We start from the raw sequence: 20,453 nt of genomic DNA, 5'->3' as shown, positions 1-20,453 counted from the left end.
CCCACCGCTGGTGGCCGGTTCAGACCGCCGTCGTGCACAGGACGTTCCTTCCGCCGTCGACCTCGTAGGTCCAATAGATCCTCCGGTCGCCCTGGGATCGGGAGCAGTAGCCGTTCGGATACGACGACTGGGCCTTGTGGTAGCCGGTGATCTGCAGAATCGTGTTGTAGCCGGAAGGCACCTTGCCCGCGTCGCAGCTCCAGACGGCCATGATCCGCGAAGCGGTGACGTTGTTCCGGTCATCGCGCTTGGCGACGAAACACTCGCCCGTGTGGAACTGCCGCTCCACACAGAGGGACGTGGAGAAGTCATAGCGGGAGCCGGAGTGGTACCAGTACCCGCGGCCGTTCCCGGTCGGGCAGTCGGCGAAGGCGATCCTCGGGCGGGCCGACGTGACGCGTAGATAGGCGTTGGCGGCGCCGCAGCGGACGACCTGGGGCGTACCGCTGGACCACTGGCCGTACCCGTCGTCGTACGTACTGAGGCAGTCGCCGCTGTTCACGGCCCGGAAGGCCAGGTCCTTCACGTCGGGGGTGGGGCTCGGCGGCGGGGTGTACCGATAGCCGCCGGTCGACGACGAACTGCCCGTGGTGGGGCTGGTGTCGTCGGATTGCGTCCAGTTGTAGACGAGGAGGACGACGACGGCGAGGACCACCATCGTCCCGAGGGCGGAGCCAAGACTGCTCGACAACGACGACGCGGGTGCGGGTGCGGGCGCGGGCCGGGCGGGCGCTGCGGACGCGCGCGGAGGCCGGGGCGGCGGCGCGGCCGACTGGGCGCGGGCGCGCTGCTGCCCCTGGGGCCCGGACTGCCCGCCGGGCCTTCCCCCGCCGCCCTGTGCTCGTCGCCGCTCCTGTTCGGCGCGGGCCCTGTGCGCCTCCTCCCGCGCGGCGCGCGCCCTCTCGGCCATGGCGTTCGCGAACCGCTCCCGCTCGCCGCCGACGGCCTGGGCCTGGTCCGACGTGTACGGCCTGGTCGGGCCGGGCGGCGGCACCGCGCCCGTCCGCTGGTCCACGGTCGGGGCCTCCGGCCCCTGGCCGGCGGCCTGCTGGAACTCCCGGCCCTGGTTCTCGTACGCGCTGATCAGTTCCGTCCAGCGCGGCGGCAGCCACCGCCCTCCGCCCGGCGAGTTCGGCAGCCCCGAGAGCGAGCTGACGAACTGGTCCAGTACGTCGCCCGGGCCCGGCCGCCCGTCCGGATCCGCGGCCAGACAGGGACGGATCAGCGGGGTCAGTTCCTTCGGCAGGCCGGTCAGGTCGAGCTCGCCGCGCTGCACCCGGGACAGCAGCCGTAGCGTGTCCCCGTCCTCCGGATAGGGGGGCCGGCCCACCGCGAGGTGGAAGAGGGTCGCGCCCAGCGAGTAGACGTCCGCGGCCGTGGTGGACTCCTCGCCGCGCGCCTGCTCGGGCGAGGTGAACGCGATGGTGCCCAGGGTGAGCTGGGTGCGCGTGATGTCGGTGGCGTGCGAGATACCGAAGTCGATCAGCCGGGGCCCGCCCAGCGGCAGCAGAATGTTGTGCGGCTTCACGTCCCGGTGCACGATGCCCTGGGCGTGGAGCGTGACCAGCGCCTCCGCGGTCCCGGCGGCCACCCACCGTACGGCCGACGCGGGCAACACCCCTTCGGAGCGGACCAGTTCGGACAGGGGCGGCGCCGCGATGTACTCGATCGCCATCCACGGCCGGTCGGCCGTGGCGTCGGAGTCCAGTACCTGCGCGGTGAAGATGCTGTTCACCCGCTGGGCGAGCGCCACCTCGCGGGCGAAGCGGCGGCGGTCGGTGTCCCCGACGACGCCCTCGGCGAGCAGGGTCTTGACGGCCACGAGCCGTCCGCCCCTGGTGCGGCCGAGGTAGACCCGGCCCATACCGCCGGAGCCGAGCCGGCCGATCAGCCGGTACTGTCCGAGTCGTTGTGGGTCGTCCCCGCTGAGTGGCTGGACGCGTGCTCCTGCCATGACGAACGCACCTCCCCCTGGTGCACGAGTGCGTTATCCACAGTGCCAGAGCGGGGGCGGACAGACCATGGGTCTCCCCGTCCCGGACAGCGCTTGGGACAGGGAGACCGGGGCCCGGATCAGGGCCGGTGCGTCAGCCGGTGCAGTACTGCTGCTCCTTGCCGATGGAGCGGTACATGCAGTCGGCGTTCTCGACGAGCTGGAGCACCGCGTCGCGGTTGCGGCTGGTCTCGCGCTCGATCACCTCGTCGGGCGGGTAGAAACCGCCGCCGCCGAAGCCGGTCGGGTACATCTCGAAGGTGTACGCGAAGATCTTCTGCGCACCCCAGAGATAGTCGTCGATCGACCCGTCGGTGATGTAGAGGTCGCTCGACTGCTCCGGCGTGTAGCCGTTGCTCGCGGCCATCTTCTTGCCCACGGCGGCGAAGGCGTTGCGGTCGTCCTGGGTCATGCCGGGGCCGGTGTCCGCGTTGGTGTAGCCGAACGGCCACAGGACCAGCTCGCTGTACGTGTGGAAGTCGATGCCCGCCTTGATCTGCTGCTTTCCGCCGACCACCCGGGAGCGGACGAAGTCGGCGACGACCTTCACCTCGGGGGCGGACTCGGCGGCCCGGCCCCGGTACGTCTCGGAGCCGAAGGAGCCCGAGGAGCCGCCGCAGCAGCCCCACTTGAAGTCCCAGTTGCGGTTCAGGTCCGTACCGACGTACGAGGAACCGGAGTTGGGCTGCCGGTTCTTGCGCCAGCTGCGGTACGAGCCACTGGCGATGTCGTACTCGCCGCCGTCGGGGTTGAGGTCCGGCACGATCCAGATCTCGCGGCTGTTCACGGCGTTGGTGATCCTGCTGTCGGTGCCGTAGCCCGCGCCGAGCTCACGCAGCAGATAGAGCGCCATCTCGACGGTGAGGTGCTCGCGCGCGTGCTGGTGGTGGGTGAAGAGGATCTCGGGCTCGTTCTCGTCGGTCGCCACATTGTCGCTGATCTTGATGGCGATGAGGTCGCGGCCCTGGTAGCTCTTGCCGATCACGCGCTTGCTCATGATGTTCGGGTACTGCGCCAGGCGCTGGTTGATCTCCGTGTTCATCTCGGCGTAGTTGTGATAGCGCGCGTCGGAGGACGGGAAGTCGAACGGCTCGACGCCGCGCGCGCCGGTCCGGGCGGGCGGTCCGGGGAGCGCCTTGGGGGTGTAGCCGAGCGCCTTGAGCCTCTTGAGCTGGGCGGCGTTGGCGCTGACGACGATCGCGCGGGCGTCGACCTCGTCGATCGAGACTCCGGTGGCGGTGACGGCGGTACGAGCGGCGGGCGTGGACGGGCCCTGGATCTCGTACTGCCGGATGACTTCTTCGGCGGCGGCGGTCGGCGCCGGATCGGGTCCGGCGGGCGAGGCGGTAGCGGTGAGGGGCGCTGCCAGGGCGAGCGCCAGGACGGCCGCGAGAGTGGCGGTCCTTGCTCCTCGTGTGCGAAGTCGCATGCTGTCTCCTGGGTGGGGAGCGTGGGGGTTGGCTCAGTGCGACCTAACTCCCGGTGGGTGACCGGGTGATGCGAGCGTCCGGGTGACGCGGGTCTCCGGGTGGTGCGTGCCTCCGGGTGGTGCGGGTGTCCGCTGGGCGGTGAACGGGCGTGCGGTGTCCGGGCACATGGTGAATGGCTGACATGCTCCGGTCAAGGGTCGAGGTTCGGCCAACCTGCCGACCGCGGCGGCCCGTGAAGCCGCTCGGGAGGTACGGCCCCCTTGCGTGACCGTCGTCGAGCGGCTTTGGTGACCCGGGTCACAACAGGGGAGAACGGGAAGGCGGCCAGGGATGACGGACACCACCCGGATCGACGCCGGGGAGAGCGAGAACCACCGCCCACGCAAGGCGAGCTGGCGCTACATCGGGCCCGGAATCGTCGTCGCCGCGACCGGTGTCGGAGCCGGCGATCTCGTCGCCACACTGATCGCGGGCAGCAAGTTCGGCTACACCTTGCTCTGGGCGGCGGTCATCGGCTGCCTGGTCAAGATCTCCCTCGCCGAGGCCGCCGGACGCTGGCACCTCGCCACCGGCCGCACGCTCTTCGACGGCTGGCGCGGCCTCGGCTCCTGGACCACCGCCTACTTCATCGGTTACGTCGTCGTGTGGGGCTTCGTCTACGGCGCCGCCGCGATGTCCTCCAGCGCCCTCCCGCTGGCCGCGCTCTTCCCCGACGTGATGGACCTGAAGGTCTGGGCCGTTCTGTGCGGCCTCGTGGGACTGGCCTTCGTCTGGTTCAACCAGTACGCCGTCTTCGAGAAGGTCATGACGGTCCTGGTCGGCGTGATGTTCGTGGTCACCGTCTATCTCGCGATCCGGGTCACGCCCCACCTCGGCGACGCCTTCGCCGGGCTCGCGCCCGTCCTGCCCGACGGTTCGCTGATCTACACGCTCGGACTGATCGGCGGAGTCGGCGGCACGATCACGCTCGCCGCGTACGGCTACTGGGTCAACGCCAAGGGCTGGACGAACGCGGACTGGATGAAGGTGATGCGCCTCGACAACCGCGTCGCCTACATCACCACCGGCATCTTCGTCGTGGCGATGCTCTTCGTCGGCGCCGAGCTGCTGCACTCCTCCGGAGTCGCCCTCGCCAAGGGCGACAAGGGGCTGCTCGACCTGAGCGGCATCCTGGCGGACCGCTACGGAACGACGACCGCCAAGCTCTTCCTGATCGGCTTCTTCGCCACGTCCTTCACGTCGCTGATCGGCGTGTGGCATGGGGTGAGCCTGATGTTCGCCGACTTCGTGACCGCGTACCGGCCCTCACTCGTCCCCGCCGGGAAGAGCCGCGAGAGGTCCCTGCCCTTCCGGGCCTACCTGCTCTGGCTCACCTTCCCACCCATCAGCCTGCTCTTCCTGGACCAGCCCTTCGGACTCGTCATCGTGTACGGGGTGATCGGCGCCTTCTTCATGCCGTTCCTGGCGCTGACACTGCTGTGGCTGCTCAACACCTCGCGCACCCCGGCCGAGTGGCGCAACGGCCTGCTCAGCAATGTGATGCTGGCCGCGGCCGGGCTGCTGTTCGTGGTGCTGTGCGTGCAGCAGGTGCGGGAACTGCCCTGGTGAGCGCGGTGCCCTTGCGACTCCGGTGCCCTGGTGAGCGGGTGGCGGCCGCGCCGATGGGGAGGGTGTCTAGCAGCCGGTGGCGTACGGCCCTCCGCCGCACGCCCGCGTGGCGATCATCCAGTACGAGATGAACAGCCCGAGCGCCACAAAGGCCCCGAGGACCAGCACGCCGCCGATCTGGCCGAAGAGCGGTGACCACGCGCCGCCCGGCCCGATCACGGTCGCCGTGCCGGCCGGGTCGCGCGGCTGGTAGCGGACGGTCGCCTCCTGGCCCTCCGCCATCACCATCACCGACTCCTCGAAGCGGACGGCCTTCCCGTCCGCGTCCGTGAACTCGAAGACATGCGTCCACTCACCCGGATCGTTCCGCGTCCCACCCCGGTAGCGGCGTACGCAGCGCCCCTGAGCGCGCTCGCCCCGCAGGAGGGAGCCCAGCTGCAGCACCAGCCGGCGGGTCAGCGAGAACCACAGCCAGCCGATACCGGCGGTGACGACGAGAACGACGATCGCAGTGAGCATGGCACCACCGTAAGCCGACTTGTCGACTGTTCCGGACCTCGATCTTGGGCCCGGCATGGGCCCCTGGGCCCATGACCTGCATATTCAGGCCCTCTAGCGTGTCGCTGGCACCACTGGCACGAGAGGCAAGGCGCGTAAGCGATGAGCGGGGCACCCGGTAGTTGGTCACAGACTGTGCAGGATCAGAGAAACGGCCGATCGGGAACATACCGACCGTCGGACACCCCTCAACCCCGCCTCTTCTTCACTCTCATGCGTTCCTGGGCGGCCGGAATCGTCGCCCTGTACGGCTCCGGCTACCTGCTCGGCAGACTGCTCTTCGACACCCTCGCCGAACCGCAGCGCCTGGAGAGCTACGCCTGGCGTCTCGGCCTGATCCACGTTCCCAACGTGCTCAGCGTCACCCTCGCGGTCATGGCCTCGGCCTGGCTGATACGTGAGCCCTTCCGCGACCGGGCCGCACTCCATCTGACGGCGGCGCTCGCCGTCCCCGTCGCCGCTCTCGTCCGGATGCTCGTCGTCGCCTGGGACATGATCCGGCCCGAGGGCATCGCCATGGCCGCCGCCGCGCTGGTCTTCGGCGGTGCGCTCGGCCTCGTACTCGACCGGCTGCGCGAGCACCGCGGCGAGGCCGATGCCGCGCCCGTCTACCCCCCGCCCACGGCCTCCTACCGGTGGGCCGACCGGGGCGCGACCGCCACCGAGTACATGGGCACGATCGTGGTCGTCACCGCCGTCATCGGCGCGGTCATGGCGACGAGCGTCGGCCAGCAGATCACCGCTCAGATCCAGGCGGCCCTCTGCCGGCTCACCGGCGGCTCCTGCACGATCGAGAACCAGGCGGGCAAGAACGCCAAGCCGACGACCGACGCCGACTTCGCCCCGAAGATGTGCAACACGGAGAACACCTCCTCCACGGCCGGCCAGGAAGTGAAGATCGCCTGGTTCAAGATCGGCAATGAGTACGGCTTCCAGCAGCAGAAGTTCAAGGTCGCGGAGAAGGACAAGGACGGAAAGACGGTCTACAAGGACCGCATTCGTCTCACTTTCAACCAGGCGGGGAAGGCGGGCGTGGCCTGGGAGCCGAAGTTCGGCGCCAAGGTCGGAAAGCTCACCGAGGACGGAAAGTCGACCGTCGAGGTCGGTGGCGGAGTCAAGATCGACGCCGGTGACACCTTCCAGTTCAACACCCAGAAGGAAGCCGACGAATTCCGCGAGAAGTTCGAGCAGCTGGAGAGCGCGAAGGCCGGCTACCAGTACGGGCGGGACTTCCAGTCGGTCCGCAGCGCCGAGCGGTACATGAAGCTGAGCAAGGAGATCGACCAGAAGGTCAAGGGCGACCGCATCTCGTCCATGAGCGTCGGCGTCGAGGCCGCCGGTGAGGTCAAGCTGTCCGGTAACGCGACGGAGGAGCTGGCCGTCGAGGCCGGCGTGAAGGTGAAGGGCTCGTCGACGGCGTCCATCATCGACGACTCCATCAACGGCACCACCTCGAAGTCGTTCGCCTACAAGGTCGAGGGGTCGGGCTCCGCCAAGGGGCAGGCGGGCGGCACCTCCGCCTCGGCCGAGTTCGGCGAGAGCAGCAATGTCGCGCTGACCGTCACCCGCAACAAGGACAAGGACAAGTCCCTGAAGCGGATCATCATCACCCGCACGGTGGAGACCAGCGACAAGGGCAGCGGCAAGGGCAAGGCCGAGGACGAGGAAAAGGTCGACGACAAGAACAAGAAGGGCAAGGACAACAAGAACGCGGGCAAGTCGAAGCACAGCGCCTCCGGGACCGCCGGCTCGAAGGCCACCCAGACCGAGGTCGTCACCAACATGATCGAACTCGACACCCCGGAGAAGCAGCGCATCGCGCAGCAGTGGCTCGACGGCTCGGGCGCCTACACCACCCCCGTCACGAACCTTTTCACCGACATAGCCCCGACCACGGCGCCGGGCGCCGGTGACCCGTTCGGACAGATGATGTTCGACCACGGATCGTCCTCGAAAACGGTCTACGACGGTGTGACGAACTCCGCCGAACTCGGGGCGGAATTGAACATCGGCGCCGCCTCGTTCGGCTACACCATGAGCCTCGAGGGCAAGCACGAGACGCTGAAGAAGAAGGACGCCACATTCCTGGGGGCGCCGCACGACGGAAAGCGCAGTGATGTTCCCATGTCACTGTGCTCCAAGTGACAGCACACCGCAGCGCCTCGGATCCGTGTCCAGGATCCGTGTCTCAGTGTCTCCGAAAGAGAAATGAAGCTCATGCGCAAGACCCTTTCCGCCGCCCTGGCCGCTTCCCTGGCCTCCGCTCTTCTCCTCACCGCCTGCGGCAGTGAGGAGAAGGCCACCCCGGCCGGCTGGCAGACGCTGCACGCCAAGAAGGTCGAGGTCGGCTACCCGGAGGGCTACAAGGAACTCCCGGACGGCAAGCGGAGCGGGAACACCGACGCCGAGGCCGTTCTGACGGAGGACGGCAAGGCCGCCGTGCGCATCTCGATCGCCGTCGACTTCGCCGCGACCTCACGCCTCGACATGGCCGTCCTGGTCGCGGAGAGCGCGTACGAGGTCGGCGGCACGCCCAAGGGGGAGAAGGACGTCGAGATCCCGGGGGCGAAGGAGGCCCGGCAGGTCACCCATGAGTTCGCCTCCAGCGGCGAGGGCGACGCGCCGGCGAAGGGCACCCGGATGACGGCGGTCGACGTGGTCGGCCTGGACGCCGCGGACCACCCGTGGGACGTGCGCGTGATCGCTCCGAAGGGGAAGCTCTCCGACGACGAGCTGCGCGAGATCGTGGACACGATCAAGGTGTCGTAGCGGCGTCGGCCAGGGAACGCGGGCAGACGGCAGCGCCGCCGGGGAAGTGGCGGCGCCGCTGTCTGTCTCCTTCTGCCCTTGTCCGTCTCCCCGCCTGCCCGGCGGGCGCTCCGTCAGGGCAGGTTGTGGACGTGCGGTCCGACGGCGTTGGACCAGGCGTTCGAAGCGGTCGCGTCCCAGTTGGTGGACCAGGTCATCGCGCCCCGCAGGGCCGGGTAGGTCGTGGCGGGCTTGAAGGAACCGCATCCGGTACCCCGGGCCAGGCAGTCCAGCGCGTTCTTCACGACCGACGGGTCGACATAGCCACTGCCGGCGCCCCGCGTCGAGGCGGGCACCCCGATCCCGACCTGGGAGGCGGCGAGGCCGCCCTGGAGCTGGATGCAGGCGAGCGCGGTGAGGAAGTCCACCGAGCCCTGCGCGTAGACCTTGCCGTCGCAGCCGAGCATCGAGCCGCTGTTGTAGTACTGCATATTGACGACCGTGAGGATGTCCTTCACGTTCAGGGCCGTCTTGAAGTACTCGGTCGAGGTCGACTGCATGTCGATGGTCTGCGGCGCCATCGTGAGCACCATCCCGGACCCCGCCTTGGCGGAGAGCTGGCGCAGCGCCTTGGTCAGATAGGTGGAGTTGATGCCGTGCTCGAGGTCGATGTCGACGCCGCTGAACCCGTACTCCCGCATCAGCGCGTAGGCGCTGTCGGCGAAGGCGGTCGCGGAGGCGTCGCTGTTGATGGTGACGTTCCCCTTCTCGCCGCCGACCGAGAGGACGACGGACTTGCCGGCGGTCTTCTTGGCGGCGATGTCCGCCTTGAAGTCGGCGACGGAGGAGTAACCGACCGCCGGGTCGAGCGCGAAGGTGATCTGGCCGGCCGTGGCCGTGGACTCGGCGAACGACACGGCGATGATGTCGTACTGCGACTGGACGTCCCGCAGCTTCTGCACGGCCGCGCCATTGTTGAAGTTCTGCCAGTAGCCGGTCAGGGCGTGCTTGGGGACGGCGGGGCCGGGGCCCGGGTCGCCGGTGTCGCTCGTCCTGCCGGACACGGCGGCGGACTTCGCGGACTCGCCGGCCGCGTTGGTCGCGGAGACCTGGAACTGGTAGGTCGTGCCGGCCGCGAGCCCGGTCACGGTCGCCGCACTCGCGCTGACGGACTGGACCTTCGCGCCGTCACGGTAGACGTTGTAGCCGGTGGCGCCGGTCACGGGGCTCCAGCTGAGCGCGACGGACGACGTCGTCACGGCCCCGGCCGCGAGACCGGCCGGAGTGGCCGGGACGACCGGGTCGGGGTCCTGCCCGCCGCCCCCGTCGGGACCGAAGACGGAGACGTCGTCGACGTAGTAGGCGCTCTGGCCGTACCAGCCGTGGGTGTAGACGGTCACCGATGTGGTGTTCGCGCCGGTCGTGAAGCTGGTGGTGAGCTGCTTCCACCCGGAGCTGTCGGGCGTCCAGGTCGAGACGTCCGTGGTCCCGGTGCCGCTCGCCCCGAGATACGCGTACCCGCCCTGAACCCAGGCGCTCAGCGTGTACCGCGAGTTCGGCTTCACGGCTACGGCCTGCGTGCACTTGGCATGATCCTGGCCACCGGGCGTCGCCTTCAGCGCCCCGCCACCGGTGCGCACGGGCGAGCCCACGACGGCCCCGCTGCCGGCGGAACAGCTCCAGTTGGCGAGCCCCGACTCGAACCCGGGGTTCCTGGCCACGTTGACATCGGCCGCCTGCGCGCTGCCGACCCCGCCGACCAGTCCGATCCCGGCCCCGACGGCGACCGCGAGGACCCCGCCGACCAGCCGTCGTCCACGGGCCCGCGGTCCGCGGGGTCTGTCCGGGCTGCTTGTTCCGTCCGGTCTGTCCGGACTGAGCGAGGGTGTGGTGGTGCGGTCCACTGCTGCCTCCGGTGGGGGAGTTGGGGGTGTGGAGGAGTACGGAACGGTGGCCACCGCTGGGGCAACAAGGTGGTCCAGACCAATCGGGTTGTCAAGACCTCTGACGCCGCTCGTCCGGGCGTGGACCTGTCGCCGTAATAGGGAGCGGAATTGGGGGCGCGAATTGTAGGAGTGTGTGAAGGTGACGTCCATTCACTCCGCCGCATTAGCGGATCGTCGCATGTTCACCTTTCGGCGCCGATCTTGGAAAGCGTGAATGTTTGGGGACGTGCTGTCCGATCCGTACCGTTTAGTGACGGTTGGTCGGCATGCTCTCCTGTGGGATCAAAGGATGGGTGTTTCACCGGTCAGTAAGTCGCGGATAAGCTGCCGGGGCAGCTGCATCTTGCAGTAAGCGATCTGCGGTTTCCGGGGAGCCGGAGACCGGAGTGAACGGGGAACTCAACGTGCCGACAGCGATCGCGGTCACCAGTGCTGACCTGGTGCTGCCGCCAACGGATCAACAGACGCCGACCGCAGCGGTCTTCCAGTCGACCGACGCCCAGCGTCTGGACGACGCCCTGACGGAGATGCACATCCTGCTGGAGCAGCACGGCTATGTGATCGTCGTCTATCCCTCGTCCGTGTCACCGGCTTTGGAGCAACGCCTCTATGCGGTGCGGGGTATGCTCGAAAGCGACCGGATTGCGCTCTTGCGGACGGATCTGCCGCCGCTCGGTGTTGCCGTGCTGGTCCGCCAGTTGCGGCAGCTGTCCATCTGTGACTTCAGCCCGGGCGTGATCGCCTCCGCCGCGCGGCTGCTCGCCCACTATGTGTACGCGGGCGCGGTACTGAACTCGGTCGCCAAGCTCGACCGCGTTCCGGTGAGTCTGAAGTCACACGCCAAGTCCTGGGTGCCCGGATCCCAGTTCGCCGTACTGGCCGGACCGAATCCGCAGCTCATCAAGATCGGCCCCGGATCCGGACCGCTGGCAGGCCCCGAATTCGGCACCCAATTGCTGGTGGCGAAAGGCCAGCTGCAGTCGGACTGGGTCACCTCGACCCTCGTTCCGTCCTGGCAGGTCCAGGGCGTGCAGGACGCCGCGCTGCCCTCCGACTCGGCCCGCTGGTGGGGTACGCAGAAGCTGATCGAGTTTGTCGCGTACCTTCCGGACATCTCCGTCCTGTATCAACTCATCGCGTCGGTGCGGCGCGAGAAGTGCCACTGGTGTGGCATGGAGCTGATCGGCGACCGCTGCGGATTCTGCTCGTCACCACTTCCCGGTACCGAGAACCAATCGAGCGCCTCGGGTGTCCTGAACCAAGGGGCTCAGGCGCGCCCCGGGTCCTAGCCGGCCCACGCACCGCCGTGGGCTCCCCCATGTTCCTCCGCTCGCCTGTACGTCAGCGCACGTCACGGCCGATCCATGCCCAACGCACCACCCCTACGCAACCGCGCATCCCCTGTCCGTTCCGCCCCACGCATCCGAACGAGGTTTGTCCGGCCCATGAACTCCCGTCAGCGCCGCGGCGTCATACTCCTGTTGTTGTCCGTCCTGTGCGCGTTCGCCGCCTTCGCCGGCGTGCTCTCGGTGATCAGCGATGTGAACTCGAAGGTCGGCCCCGAGGTCTCGGCGTACGAGCTCAAGTCCGATGTGGCGCCCTACACCGCGTTGAACGCCAGTCAGTTCGAAAAAGTTTCCATGCCGAAGCGGTGGCTTTCGGACAATGCGGTGACCGACCTTGCCGAGATCAAGGGCAAGATCGCGGTCACTAATCTCCGCAAGGGATCGCTCCTGCAGAACGACATGATCGTGAAGCGCCCGGCGCTGCAGCCCGGTGAGCAGGAGATCGCGATCATGATCGACGCGGCGACCGGTGTCGCCGGCAAGATCACCTCCGGCGCGACGGTGAACATCTACGCCACCTTCGCGGGCGAGCGCGACGGCGAGCCGTCCCAGTCGAAGGTCATCGTCTCCAACGCCAAGGTGCTCGACGTCGGCAAGCTCACCGCCCTCGAGCCCGGCAAGGACAGCAAGAACCAGGCCACCGAGGCCGTACCGATCACCTTCGCCCTCAACACCCTGAACACGCAGCGCGTCGCCTACGCGGAGTCCTTCGCTCAGCACGTACGCCTCGCGCTGGTCGCTCCCGGCAGCGACACGACCATCCGTCCGGGCGACCGCACGTACACGCTCGACAAGGACAAGTGAGGATTGGATGACCACCAGGATCCTCCCGGCCGTCGGTGACGCCGACGCGGCTCGCTCCGTCACCACGCTGCTCAGCCAGCTGCCCGACGCGGAGCCCGCGTCCCCGGTCGGTGACTCGACACAGCTCATCGACACCCTGGCGCGCCTCGCCGGTGAGTCGCTCGACGAGCTGCCCGAGGTCGTGCTGGTGCACGAGCGGATCGGCCCGGTGCCGGCACTGGAGCTGATCCGGGAGGTCTCCCTGCGATTCCCCGCCGTGGGAGTCGTCCTGATCACCGCCGACGCCAGCCCCGGCCTCTTCTCGGCCGCCATGGACTCGGGGGCCCGGGGGCTCGTCTCGCTGCCCCTGAGCTACGAGGAACTGGCGAGCCGCGTCCAGACCGCGGCCCAGTGGTCGGTCGGCGTCCGCCGCCACCTGGGAGCCGGTGGAGACGTCTTCACCGGCCCCGGCGGCACGGTCGTCACCGTCACCGGGGCCAAGGGCGGCGTCGGCACCACGGTGACCGCGGTCCAGCTGGCCCTCGCCGCACGGGCGTCGGGCCGGAACGTCGCCCTGGTGGACATGGACCTCCAGGCCGGCGACATCGCCTCGTACCTCGATGTGCAGTTCCGGCGCTCCATCGTCGACCTGGCCGCGATCTCGGACATCTCGCCGCGCGTGCTGTCCGACGCCGTGTTCAGCCACTCGACGGGCGTCGCCCTGCTGCTCGCACCGGGCGAGGGCGAACGCGGCGAGGAGGTCAGCGACCGGTCCGCCCGCCAGATCATCAGCGCCCTGCGCTCCCGCTACGAGGTCGTGATCGTCGACTGCGGAAGCCAGATGCACGGCGCCAACGCGGCGGCGATCGAGATGGCGGACATCGCACTGCTGGTGACGACCCCGGACGTGATCGCCGTCCGGGGCGCCAAGCGTGTCGTACGGATGTGGGACCGCCTCCAGATCCGGAAGGCGGAGGAGACGGTCACCCTGGTCAACCGCTACTCCCGCAACACCGAGATCCAGCCGCCCCTGATCCAGAAGATCACGGGCACGAGGCTGGCCGGCACGGCGATCCCCGCGAACTTCAAGGAACTCCAGGGCGCGGTGGACGCGGGCCGCATGCACGAACTGGACGCGAAGAGTGTCGTCAAGCAGGCCCTGTGGGGCCTGGCAGGGGAGTTGGGTCTTGTGAAGATCCCCGAGGGCGCAGAGAAGAGCGGTAAGTTCCGCAACGACCGAGGCTCGATCGGACCCCGCCGGAGGCGCGGCGGAGAGTCCGGGGGCCGTGGCGACACCGAGGGGGCTCGCTGAGCGATGGCGACCATGGGGGAACGGCTCATAGAGGGGACGGCGGCGATACGGCCGTCCCGGGCGCGCCGAGCGACGAGGGACCGCGGGCAGACCGCGATCGAGTTCGTCGGCGTGACACCACTGATCATTCTGCTGCTGGTGGCGCTGTGGCAGTGCGCGCTGATCGGCTACACGTTCAGCCTGGCGAGCAACTCGGCGGATGTGGCGGCGCGCAAGGGAGCGACGTCCGACAGCGTCCGCTGGCTCGAGGAGTGCAAGGAGGCGGCCAAGGAGGACCTCCCGGACGCCTGGGCCAAGGACGCGGACCCGACGTGCGAAAACTCGCACGACGGACTCATCAAGGCCACTGTGCGCCTGCCGGTGCCGGTGTTGATGCCCGGAGCCCTCGACTGGCAGTGGTCGCTCACATCCGAGGCGTCCGCCGTGAGGGAGAGCTGACACATGAAGCACATCGCGCGCGTACGACGGAGTGACCGCGGCCAGGTCGCCGTGGAATACGTGGGCTTCATCCCGCTGCTGCTGATCGTGGCGCTCCTCGCCATCCAGCTGGGTGTGGCCGCGTACACGGCGAACCAGGCCGGTACGGCGGCCCGCGTGGCGGCACGTACGGCAGCCCTGGACAAGACGGAACTGACTCCGAAGCAGGCCGGCAAAGCGGCCATCAGCGACTGGCTGGCCGACGAGTCGGACGTCTACGGCTCATGGAACGGCGACGCGGTGACCTACACCGCCAAGGTCAAGGTTCCTTCGGTCATCCCGGGGCTCGACGGCCAGTGGGGCTGGGCAGAGCGCAGTTCCACCATGCCCGTCGACTGACCACAGACACGCACGACCCAGCTCGACCGAGGAGTTGCACACATGAGCCTGCGGGCACGCATCACCGCCCCCGAGGAGAACGGCGGGCGGGAAGACGGCCACATGGTGGCCACCTACCGCGCCAAGCTCCTCGAGGAGATCGACCTCGCGGAGATGTCCTCGCTGGCGGCTGCCGACCGCCGCGCACGGCTGGAGCGGGTGCTCGGGCACATCATCAGCCGTGAGGGCCCGGTCCTCTCGACGATCGAGCGCTCCCAGCTGATCCGCCGGGTCGTCGACGAGGCACTCGGCCTCGGCATCCTGGAGCCTCTCCTCGAGGACGCCTCGATCACCGAAATCATGGTGAACGGACCGGACCAGATCTTCGTCGAGCGCAGCGGCAAGGTGGAACAGCTGCCGATGCGCTTCGGCTCCCACGAGCAGCTGATGCAGACCATCGAGCGCATCGTGTCGACCGTCAACAGGCGCGTCGACGAGGCGAATCCCATGGTCGACGCCCGCCTCCCCAGCGGTGAGCGTGTGAACGTGATCATCCCGCCGCTGGCACTGACGGGCGCCACCCTCACGATCCGACGCTTCCCCCGCGCCTTCACACTCCAGGAAATGATCGGCTTCGGCTCGATCGACGAGCAGATGCTGATCCTGCTGTCCGGGCTGGTGCAGGCCAAGTGCAACATCATCGTCTCCGGAGCGACCGGCACCGGTAAGACGACGCTGCTCAACGCGCTGTCCGGGCTCATCCCGAACGACGAACGCATCATCACCATCGAGGACTCCGCGGAACTCCAACTGCAGCAGTCCCACGTCATCCGTCTGGAGTCGCGGCCGGCCAACGTCGAAGGCAAGGGTCAGATCTCCATCCGTGACCTGGTCCGCAACTCCCTGCGTATGCGCCCCGACCGCATCGTCGTCGGTGAGGTCCGTGGCGGCGAGGCCCTCGACATGCTCCAGGCGATGTCCACCGGTCACGACGGTTCGCTCGCCACCGTCCACGCCAACAACACCGAGGACGCTCTGATGCGTCTGCAGACACTGTCCTCGATGTCCGAGATCAAGATTCCCTTCGAGGCGCTGCACGACCAGATCAACAGCGCCCTCGACGTCATCGTCCAGCTGACCCGTCACGCGGACGGATCCCGCAAGGTCACCGAGATCGCGTTCCTCGACTCGCACGGACGCGACGCCTACCGCATCGTGAGCCTCGCTCGCTTCGTGCCCCAGCCGATGGCCGCCGACGGCCGGATCTACGGCCAGTTCCACTACCTTCCGCTTCCGCGGCGTCTCGCCGAGCGCCTCTACATGGCCAGTCAGCCCATCCCACAGGCGTTCGGCGTGGCCGCGTCCGACGAACAGCTCGCAACTCGAGAGGCCAACTAGGTACCGCCCGATGGACAATCTCGCACCACTCACGATCGGCATCACGCTGCTGTGCTGCGTGCTCGGCGTCTGGGGCCTGCAGTCGTACTCGACGGGCAAGGCCGAACGCGAAGCGCTGGTCACCCGGCTCTCGACGACAGGCCAGATACCCGTGGCAGGGCGCCATCGGCGCTTTCAGGGTGTCGACCGCCGGCTGCGCAAGACCGGCCTCGGCCGGAAAATCGAACTGAAGCTCGCCGCCACGGGTTTGGACATCACCCCTGGCGAGTTCTTCGTGTACGCGCTCGCGGCAACGGCCGGCCTATGGCTCGTCGCCTCGTCCATCCTGGCCGCCTTCTTCGGCCCCGTGGCCGCACTCGCCGGCCTGTGGGGAGCGAACACCTTCCTGACCTGGCAGCGGGCCAAGCGCACCGAGCGCTTCATCAACCAGCTGCCCGAGCTGTCCCGCATCCTGGCCAATGCCACGCAGGCCGGCCTCGCCCTCCGTACCGCCATCGGCATGGCGGCGGAGGAACTGGAGGACCCCGCGGGTGAGGAGCTTCGACGGGTCGCCCGCCGACTCGCGGTCGGCGAATCGCTCGACGACGCGCTGAGCGAGCTGACGGAGCGGCTGCCCTCGCGCGAGCTGGTCGTTCTCGTCACCACCCTGGTCCTGTCCAACCGGGCGGGCGGTACGGTCGTCAGCTCCCTGCGGAACCTCACCGAGACGCTTGAGGAGCGCAAGGAGACCCGGCGTGAGGTCAAGACCCAGCTGTCGCAGGTCACCGTCACCGCGTATGCCGTCCCGGGCTTCGGCCTGGGCGCGATGCTCCTGATGAACGCGGTGATGCCGGGCGCCCTGGACCGCATGACCGGCGCTTTCATCGGCCAGGGAGCGGTCATCGTCTCGCTCATCCTCTACGCGATCGGATTCATCGTGATCCGTCGCCTGTCCCGTATCGACGTCTGAGGGGCGCGGACATGGACTTGTTGCTTGCAGCCGTCATGGGCCTGGCCCTGTACGGAATCATCCACGGCATCCGCATGTACCGGGCGGACGCCAAGCTTCCCGGTGACCTCGCCATCGCGCTCGAGGTCGGATCCACCCGTACGAGTGCGGTGGGGTCCGGCATCGACCGGATGGGCATGCGCTGGGCTCCCAGTGTGCTCAAGATGATGGGTCCCAAGGCCGTCAACAAGAAGCGCCGCCAGATCGACCTCGCCGGTAATCCGGGCGGTCTCACGATCGACCGATACGCGGCGCGTCGCGCCGTCTACGGAGCGCTCGGGCTTTTCGGAGCTCTCTCGACCCTCATGCGCGGGCAAATCTTCATGACGCTGATCCTGCTCGCGTTCGGCTTCTTCTGGGTCGAGGTCGGCATCGCGTCGGCCATCCGGGTCCGGAAGGCCCATATCGAGCGGACTCTTCCCGACTTCCTCGACGTGCTCGCCGTCGTCGTCTCCGCCGGCCTCGGCTTCCGCCAGGCTCTGGAGCGCGTCGCGGAGAAGTACGAGGGCCCCTGGGCGGACGAACTGCGGATCACCCTGCGCCAGATGGACATGGGCGTCAGCCGCCGACAGGCCTTCGAGGAACTGCGCAAGCGCAATGACTCGGAGCAGGTGGCGATGTTCGTCACGACGCTTCAGCAGGGTGAGGAGCTGGGCGCACCGATCGTCGACACCCTCATCCAGATCGCCAATGACATGCGCCGCACCGACGCGCAGAACGCCCGCCGGAAGGCGGCCAAGGCCGTCCCGAAGGCCACCTTCGCGGTGACGTCCTTCCTTCTGCCCGGAACGCTCGTGATGCTCACCGTCGGCTTCGTGTACGGCGCCAACGTCGACTTCAGCTTCCTGGGTGGATGACGGGGATGAGGAGAGTGGCCTGGGACGGTGGTTGTGACGAACAGGAGGAGGTGACAGTGCGATGGCATTTCAGCTGGGCGATATTCAGGGCGGTCTGACCCCGGAGGCAGCAGAGCCTTCGGCCGGCACGGGGTCCCGGCCGGCGTTCACCATCCAGGTCAACGCCCTCCAGGCGATGTGCCGCCAGGTCTTCGGTTTCCGCCTCGCCATGATCGCCGTCGCGGCCCCCTTCGCGCTCGACAACACCGCCGCCGGTCTGGCCATGTGGCTGATCGGCGCGGCCATCCTCGTCACCTTCATGGGTTCTTACGCTCTCTTCCGCGACTGGGAGCGATTCGGCCCCCTGTTGCTGCGCCACCCCTGGCTCCTCGCTGTGGACGCGGTCTTCGGCGCACTGCTGCTCATCACGGGAACGCCCGAGTCAACCCTCGCCTATGTCACCGTCTGCACGCCGCTCCTGGCCGGACTGGTCTACGGCTGGCGCGGAGCCGCCGTCTTCGCGGTACTCCAGACGCTGGTCGTCTTCCTGATCTACGGCGCCGACAAGACGCTGGAAGCCGATGACGCCACCGTCCTCCTGCTTCCTGGCTTCTGCGTCATCGCGGGCGCGGTCGGCGTCACCCTGCGCAATCTGCTGCTCCGCTTCGGCTCGGCGAGCCAGGCGCTCACCGAGACCCGCGCCCGGCTCGCGGTCAACGACGCCATCGAGGGTGAAAGGTCCCGGCTCGCCCGCGAGATGCACGACTCAGTGGCCAAGACCCTGCACGGTCTTGCACTCGCCGCCGACGGTCTCGCCCACTCCGCCGACCGGATGGACCCGCTCACCGTCAAGCACCAAGCCGAGCTGGTCGCCCGGTCCGCCCGCCGGGCCGCGGCCGAGTCCCGGGAGCTCCTGGCCGATCTGCGCCGGGACTCCGGCCTGGACGGTGGCGTCGACGTCACCGGTGAACTGTCGGCCAGGGCCACGGACTTCACGCGCCGCCACGGGATGCCGGCCAACTTCCGGCACCTCGGCGACGCCCCGGTGCCGCCGGTGCCGCAGGTCGTCGCCAGGCAACTGCTCACCATCGCCTCCGAAGCGATGGAGAACGCGCACCGGCACGCGCACCCCACCTACCTCGATGTCTCGGTCGGGGTCGTCGGAGACGTCCTGCGGGTGAGCGTGTACGACGACGGGCGCGGCCTGCCCCTCGGCACGACGCTCGACGAACTCAAGCGGGCCGGCCACTTCGGACTCGTGGGGATGGTCGAGCGCGCAGCCTCGATCGGCGCACGGATCCGGATCGGGCGGGGCCACGCGGCGACGGGCACGGAGGTCCGACTGGACCTCCCCGTGGCCGCCCTGCTGGCAGCCCCACCCGCCGTGTCGGAAAGCGCTCCCCACGCACCACAGCTCCAATGACCCGCTCCATCGTCCCCAACACCCTGAGAGGAGGCCGCAGAATGCCGGACGACATCTCCCGCGCATCGGGACAGCAGTGGGCCCACCACCAGACCCACGTCTCCCAGCACACGTCCTCGCACGGCACCTCGCTCAACTCGGAACACAGCTCAGCCGGTTACCAGTCCGCGCCCTCACCGACCGCGGCATCCGGAGCGATGCCCGCCTTCCCCGCCGCGCCCCAGATGCCGGCTCCGACGCCGCTGCGGGTCGTCGTGGCGGACGACAACCCGGTGGTCCGGGCCGGTCTGGGGGTACTGCTCTCCGGCCGTCAGGACATCGAAGTCGTGGGCGAGGCCGCCGACGGCCGAGCCGCCTACGAGGCCGCCGTACGACACCGGCCGGACGTGGTCCTGCTCGATGTCCGTATGCCAGGCGTGGACGGCATCTCCGCGCTGCCGCATCTGGTGCAGGTCGCCCCCGTGATGATGCTGACGTACAGCCGCGAAAGCGAGATCGTGCACGAGGCGCTGCGCCTGGGCGCGGGGGGCTATCTGGTCCACGGTGAGTTCACCGCCGACCAGCTGGTCCAAGCTGTACGAGACATCAAGCTGGGCCGTGCCCACTTCACGGCCACGGCGGCGAACGCCTTGCTGCAGCACATGCGTCAGGGCCCACCCGGTTCGGGAAGCGGCCAACCGCTCCCGGAGGGGCTCGGCGCCGCCCTGACGTCCGGAGTTCCGTACCAGACGCCCGGCTCTGACGTGCACGTTCCCGTGGCCGTACAAGGGCACGGGGGGCAGTCCCGCAGTCCCCTTCCGGAGATGCCGCGACCCACGGCGCAACCGGTCCGACAGGCCGAGGGACTTTCGCAACTGCAACCTTTTATGGCACAGTCTTCACCGATGGGGGGCTCGAACCGGTCCCCGAACAGGGAAGCCTTCGGGCTGAGTTCACGGGAGGTGGAGGTCATGGAGCTGATTGCATCCGGAATGAGCAACCAGCAGATCGCCGCCACCTGCTTCATCAGTGAGAAGACGGTCAAGAACCACATCAACCGCATCTTCACCAAGCTCCAGAGCGGAAGCCGCAGCGAGGCGATCGCCAGGTGGCTCGGCACGGCGCCGGTCACGGACCAGGCGGGCCCCGGCTCACGAGGGGCTGGTAGCCATGGCTGAGCGGGGCGTTCAGGCGGAGAGCCGCGAGGGTGGCCTCGGGGCCCAGCCCGCGACCGGGCGGGCCCAAGGTTCTCTTTGGGCCCGGGAATGGGCCCTGGGACCCTCTGGTGGGCCGGGTGTTCCGGCGTACGT

17 protein-coding genes are annotated in these 20,453 nt (G+C 68.6%); 13 read left to right on the top strand and 4 right to left on the bottom strand.

All coding sequences use genetic code 11. The features are described from left to right. Positions 1-19 precede the first annotated feature (19 nt). Positions 20-1,954 carry a serine/threonine-protein kinase gene (locus tag ACZ7J0_RS20510; protein WP_470889242.1) on the bottom strand — a complete coding sequence of 645 codons (1,935 nt, stop codon included), beginning with the start codon at positions 1,952-1,954 and terminating at the stop codon, positions 20-22. 133 nt (positions 1,955-2,087) lie between these two features. Beyond that, positions 2,088-3,422, bottom strand: a complete 1,335-nt coding sequence (locus ACZ7J0_RS20505; RefSeq protein WP_470889240.1) for a M14 family metallopeptidase — start codon at positions 3,420-3,422, stop codon at positions 2,088-2,090. Positions 3,423-3,753: 331 nt separating this feature from the next. Between ACZ7J0_RS20505 and ACZ7J0_RS20500 the strand changes: the two genes are divergently transcribed. Further along, on the top strand, positions 3,754-5,031 hold the full coding sequence (locus ACZ7J0_RS20500; RefSeq protein ID WP_470889238.1) for an Nramp family divalent metal transporter: 1,278 nt from the start codon (positions 3,754-3,756) through the stop codon (positions 5,029-5,031). A gap of 66 nt (positions 5,032-5,097) precedes the next feature. Here ACZ7J0_RS20500 and ACZ7J0_RS20495 read toward each other — a convergent pair whose 3' ends face one another. Further along, on the bottom strand, positions 5,098-5,550 hold the full coding sequence (locus ACZ7J0_RS20495) for a DUF3592 domain-containing protein (RefSeq protein ID WP_470889236.1): 453 nt from the start codon (positions 5,548-5,550) through the stop codon (positions 5,098-5,100). 252 nt (positions 5,551-5,802) lie between these two features. On the opposite strand from ACZ7J0_RS20495, the gene ACZ7J0_RS20490 reads away from it, so the two are divergent. Together ACZ7J0_RS20490 and ACZ7J0_RS20485 are read left to right on the top strand one after the other, a co-directional pair. Beyond that, positions 5,803-7,734, top strand: a complete 1,932-nt coding sequence (locus ACZ7J0_RS20490; RefSeq protein WP_470889234.1) for a hypothetical protein — start codon at positions 5,803-5,805, stop codon at positions 7,732-7,734. Between the two features lie 72 nt (positions 7,735-7,806). After that, on the top strand, positions 7,807-8,358 hold the full coding sequence (locus ACZ7J0_RS20485; RefSeq protein ID WP_470889232.1) for a hypothetical protein: 552 nt from the start codon (positions 7,807-7,809) through the stop codon (positions 8,356-8,358). Between the two features lie 113 nt (positions 8,359-8,471). Here ACZ7J0_RS20485 and ACZ7J0_RS20480 read toward each other — a convergent pair whose 3' ends face one another. Beyond that, a complete protein-coding gene (locus ACZ7J0_RS20480; RefSeq protein WP_470889292.1) occupies positions 8,472-10,145 on the bottom strand; it encodes a chitinase in 1,674 nt (557 codons plus the stop codon). Positions 10,146-10,687: 542 nt separating this feature from the next. Here ACZ7J0_RS20480 and ACZ7J0_RS20475 point away from each other — a divergent pair. From ACZ7J0_RS20475 to ACZ7J0_RS20430, 10 genes are all read left to right on the top strand, one after another. Then, a complete protein-coding gene (locus ACZ7J0_RS20475) occupies positions 10,688-11,572 on the top strand; it encodes a hypothetical protein (protein ID WP_470889290.1) in 885 nt (294 codons plus the stop codon). Positions 11,573-11,728: 156 nt separating this feature from the next. After that, on the top strand, positions 11,729-12,433 hold the full coding sequence (gene cpaB, locus ACZ7J0_RS20470) for a Flp pilus assembly protein CpaB (RefSeq protein WP_468714519.1): 705 nt from the start codon (positions 11,729-11,731) through the stop codon (positions 12,431-12,433). Positions 12,434-12,440: 7 nt separating this feature from the next. Continuing rightward, a complete protein-coding gene (locus tag ACZ7J0_RS20465) occupies positions 12,441-13,724 on the top strand; it encodes an AAA family ATPase (RefSeq protein WP_469119022.1) in 1,284 nt (427 codons plus the stop codon). A 3-nt stretch (positions 13,725-13,727) separates the two neighbouring features. Continuing rightward, the gene (locus ACZ7J0_RS20460; RefSeq protein WP_470889229.1) at positions 13,728-14,162 is read left to right on the top strand and encodes a TadE family protein; all 435 of its coding nucleotides are present in this window, start codon (positions 13,728-13,730) and stop codon (positions 14,160-14,162) included. Between the two features lie 3 nt (positions 14,163-14,165). Continuing rightward, on the top strand, positions 14,166-14,540 hold the full coding sequence (locus tag ACZ7J0_RS20455; protein ID WP_470889227.1) for a TadE/TadG family type IV pilus assembly protein: 375 nt from the start codon (positions 14,166-14,168) through the stop codon (positions 14,538-14,540). 42 nt (positions 14,541-14,582) lie between these two features. Then, on the top strand, positions 14,583-15,917 hold the full coding sequence (locus ACZ7J0_RS20450; protein ID WP_470889225.1) for a CpaF family protein: 1,335 nt from the start codon (positions 14,583-14,585) through the stop codon (positions 15,915-15,917). Positions 15,918-15,927: 10 nt separating this feature from the next. Then, entirely contained in the window at positions 15,928-16,866 is a 939-nt protein-coding gene (locus tag ACZ7J0_RS20445; RefSeq protein ID WP_470889223.1) for a type II secretion system F family protein, read from the top strand. An 11-nt stretch (positions 16,867-16,877) separates the two neighbouring features. Next, positions 16,878-17,762 carry a DUF5936 domain-containing protein gene (locus ACZ7J0_RS20440; RefSeq protein ID WP_470889221.1) on the top strand — a complete coding sequence of 295 codons (885 nt, stop codon included), beginning with the start codon at positions 16,878-16,880 and terminating at the stop codon, positions 17,760-17,762. 61 nt (positions 17,763-17,823) lie between these two features. Beyond that, the gene (locus ACZ7J0_RS20435; protein WP_470889219.1) at positions 17,824-19,164 is read left to right on the top strand and encodes a sensor histidine kinase; all 1,341 of its coding nucleotides are present in this window, start codon (positions 17,824-17,826) and stop codon (positions 19,162-19,164) included. Between the two features lie 41 nt (positions 19,165-19,205). Then, positions 19,206-20,321, top strand: coding sequence for a response regulator (locus ACZ7J0_RS20430; protein WP_470889217.1), 1,116 nt, complete (start codon positions 19,206-19,208; stop codon positions 20,319-20,321). Positions 20,322-20,453 lie beyond the last annotated feature (132 nt).

The organism is Streptomyces sp. NPDC038280 (genome assembly GCF_055600045.1).
The sequence above is the reverse complement of the archived record's forward strand: the minus strand, read 5'-3'. Positions and strand labels throughout refer to the sequence as shown.

Bases quoted from the DNA above. Each gene is read 5' to 3' on its own strand.
- ACZ7J0_RS20510 (WP_470889242.1), bottom strand. From the start codon at position 1,954: ATGGCAGGAGCACGCGTCCAGCCACTCAGCGGGGACGACCCACAACGA.
- ACZ7J0_RS20505 (WP_470889240.1), bottom strand. From the start codon at position 3,422: ATGCGACTTCGCACACGAGGAGCAAGGACCGCCACTCTCGCGGCCGTC.
- ACZ7J0_RS20500 (WP_470889238.1), top strand. From the start codon at position 3,754: ATGACGGACACCACCCGGATCGACGCCGGGGAGAGCGAGAACCACCGC.
- ACZ7J0_RS20495 (WP_470889236.1), bottom strand. From the start codon at position 5,550: ATGCTCACTGCGATCGTCGTTCTCGTCGTCACCGCCGGTATCGGCTGG.
- ACZ7J0_RS20490 (WP_470889234.1), top strand. From the start codon at position 5,803: ATGCGTTCCTGGGCGGCCGGAATCGTCGCCCTGTACGGCTCCGGCTAC.
- ACZ7J0_RS20485 (WP_470889232.1), top strand. From the start codon at position 7,807: ATGCGCAAGACCCTTTCCGCCGCCCTGGCCGCTTCCCTGGCCTCCGCT.
- cpaB (WP_468714519.1), top strand. From the start codon at position 11,729: ATGAACTCCCGTCAGCGCCGCGGCGTCATACTCCTGTTGTTGTCCGTC.
- ACZ7J0_RS20465 (WP_469119022.1), top strand. From the start codon at position 12,441: ATGACCACCAGGATCCTCCCGGCCGTCGGTGACGCCGACGCGGCTCGC.
- ACZ7J0_RS20460 (WP_470889229.1), top strand. From the start codon at position 13,728: ATGGCGACCATGGGGGAACGGCTCATAGAGGGGACGGCGGCGATACGG.
- ACZ7J0_RS20455 (WP_470889227.1), top strand. From the start codon at position 14,166: ATGAAGCACATCGCGCGCGTACGACGGAGTGACCGCGGCCAGGTCGCC.
- ACZ7J0_RS20450 (WP_470889225.1), top strand. From the start codon at position 14,583: ATGAGCCTGCGGGCACGCATCACCGCCCCCGAGGAGAACGGCGGGCGG.
- ACZ7J0_RS20445 (WP_470889223.1), top strand. From the start codon at position 15,928: ATGGACAATCTCGCACCACTCACGATCGGCATCACGCTGCTGTGCTGC.
- ACZ7J0_RS20440 (WP_470889221.1), top strand. From the start codon at position 16,878: ATGGACTTGTTGCTTGCAGCCGTCATGGGCCTGGCCCTGTACGGAATC.
- ACZ7J0_RS20435 (WP_470889219.1), top strand. From the start codon at position 17,824: ATGGCATTTCAGCTGGGCGATATTCAGGGCGGTCTGACCCCGGAGGCA.
- ACZ7J0_RS20430 (WP_470889217.1), top strand. From the start codon at position 19,206: ATGCCGGACGACATCTCCCGCGCATCGGGACAGCAGTGGGCCCACCAC.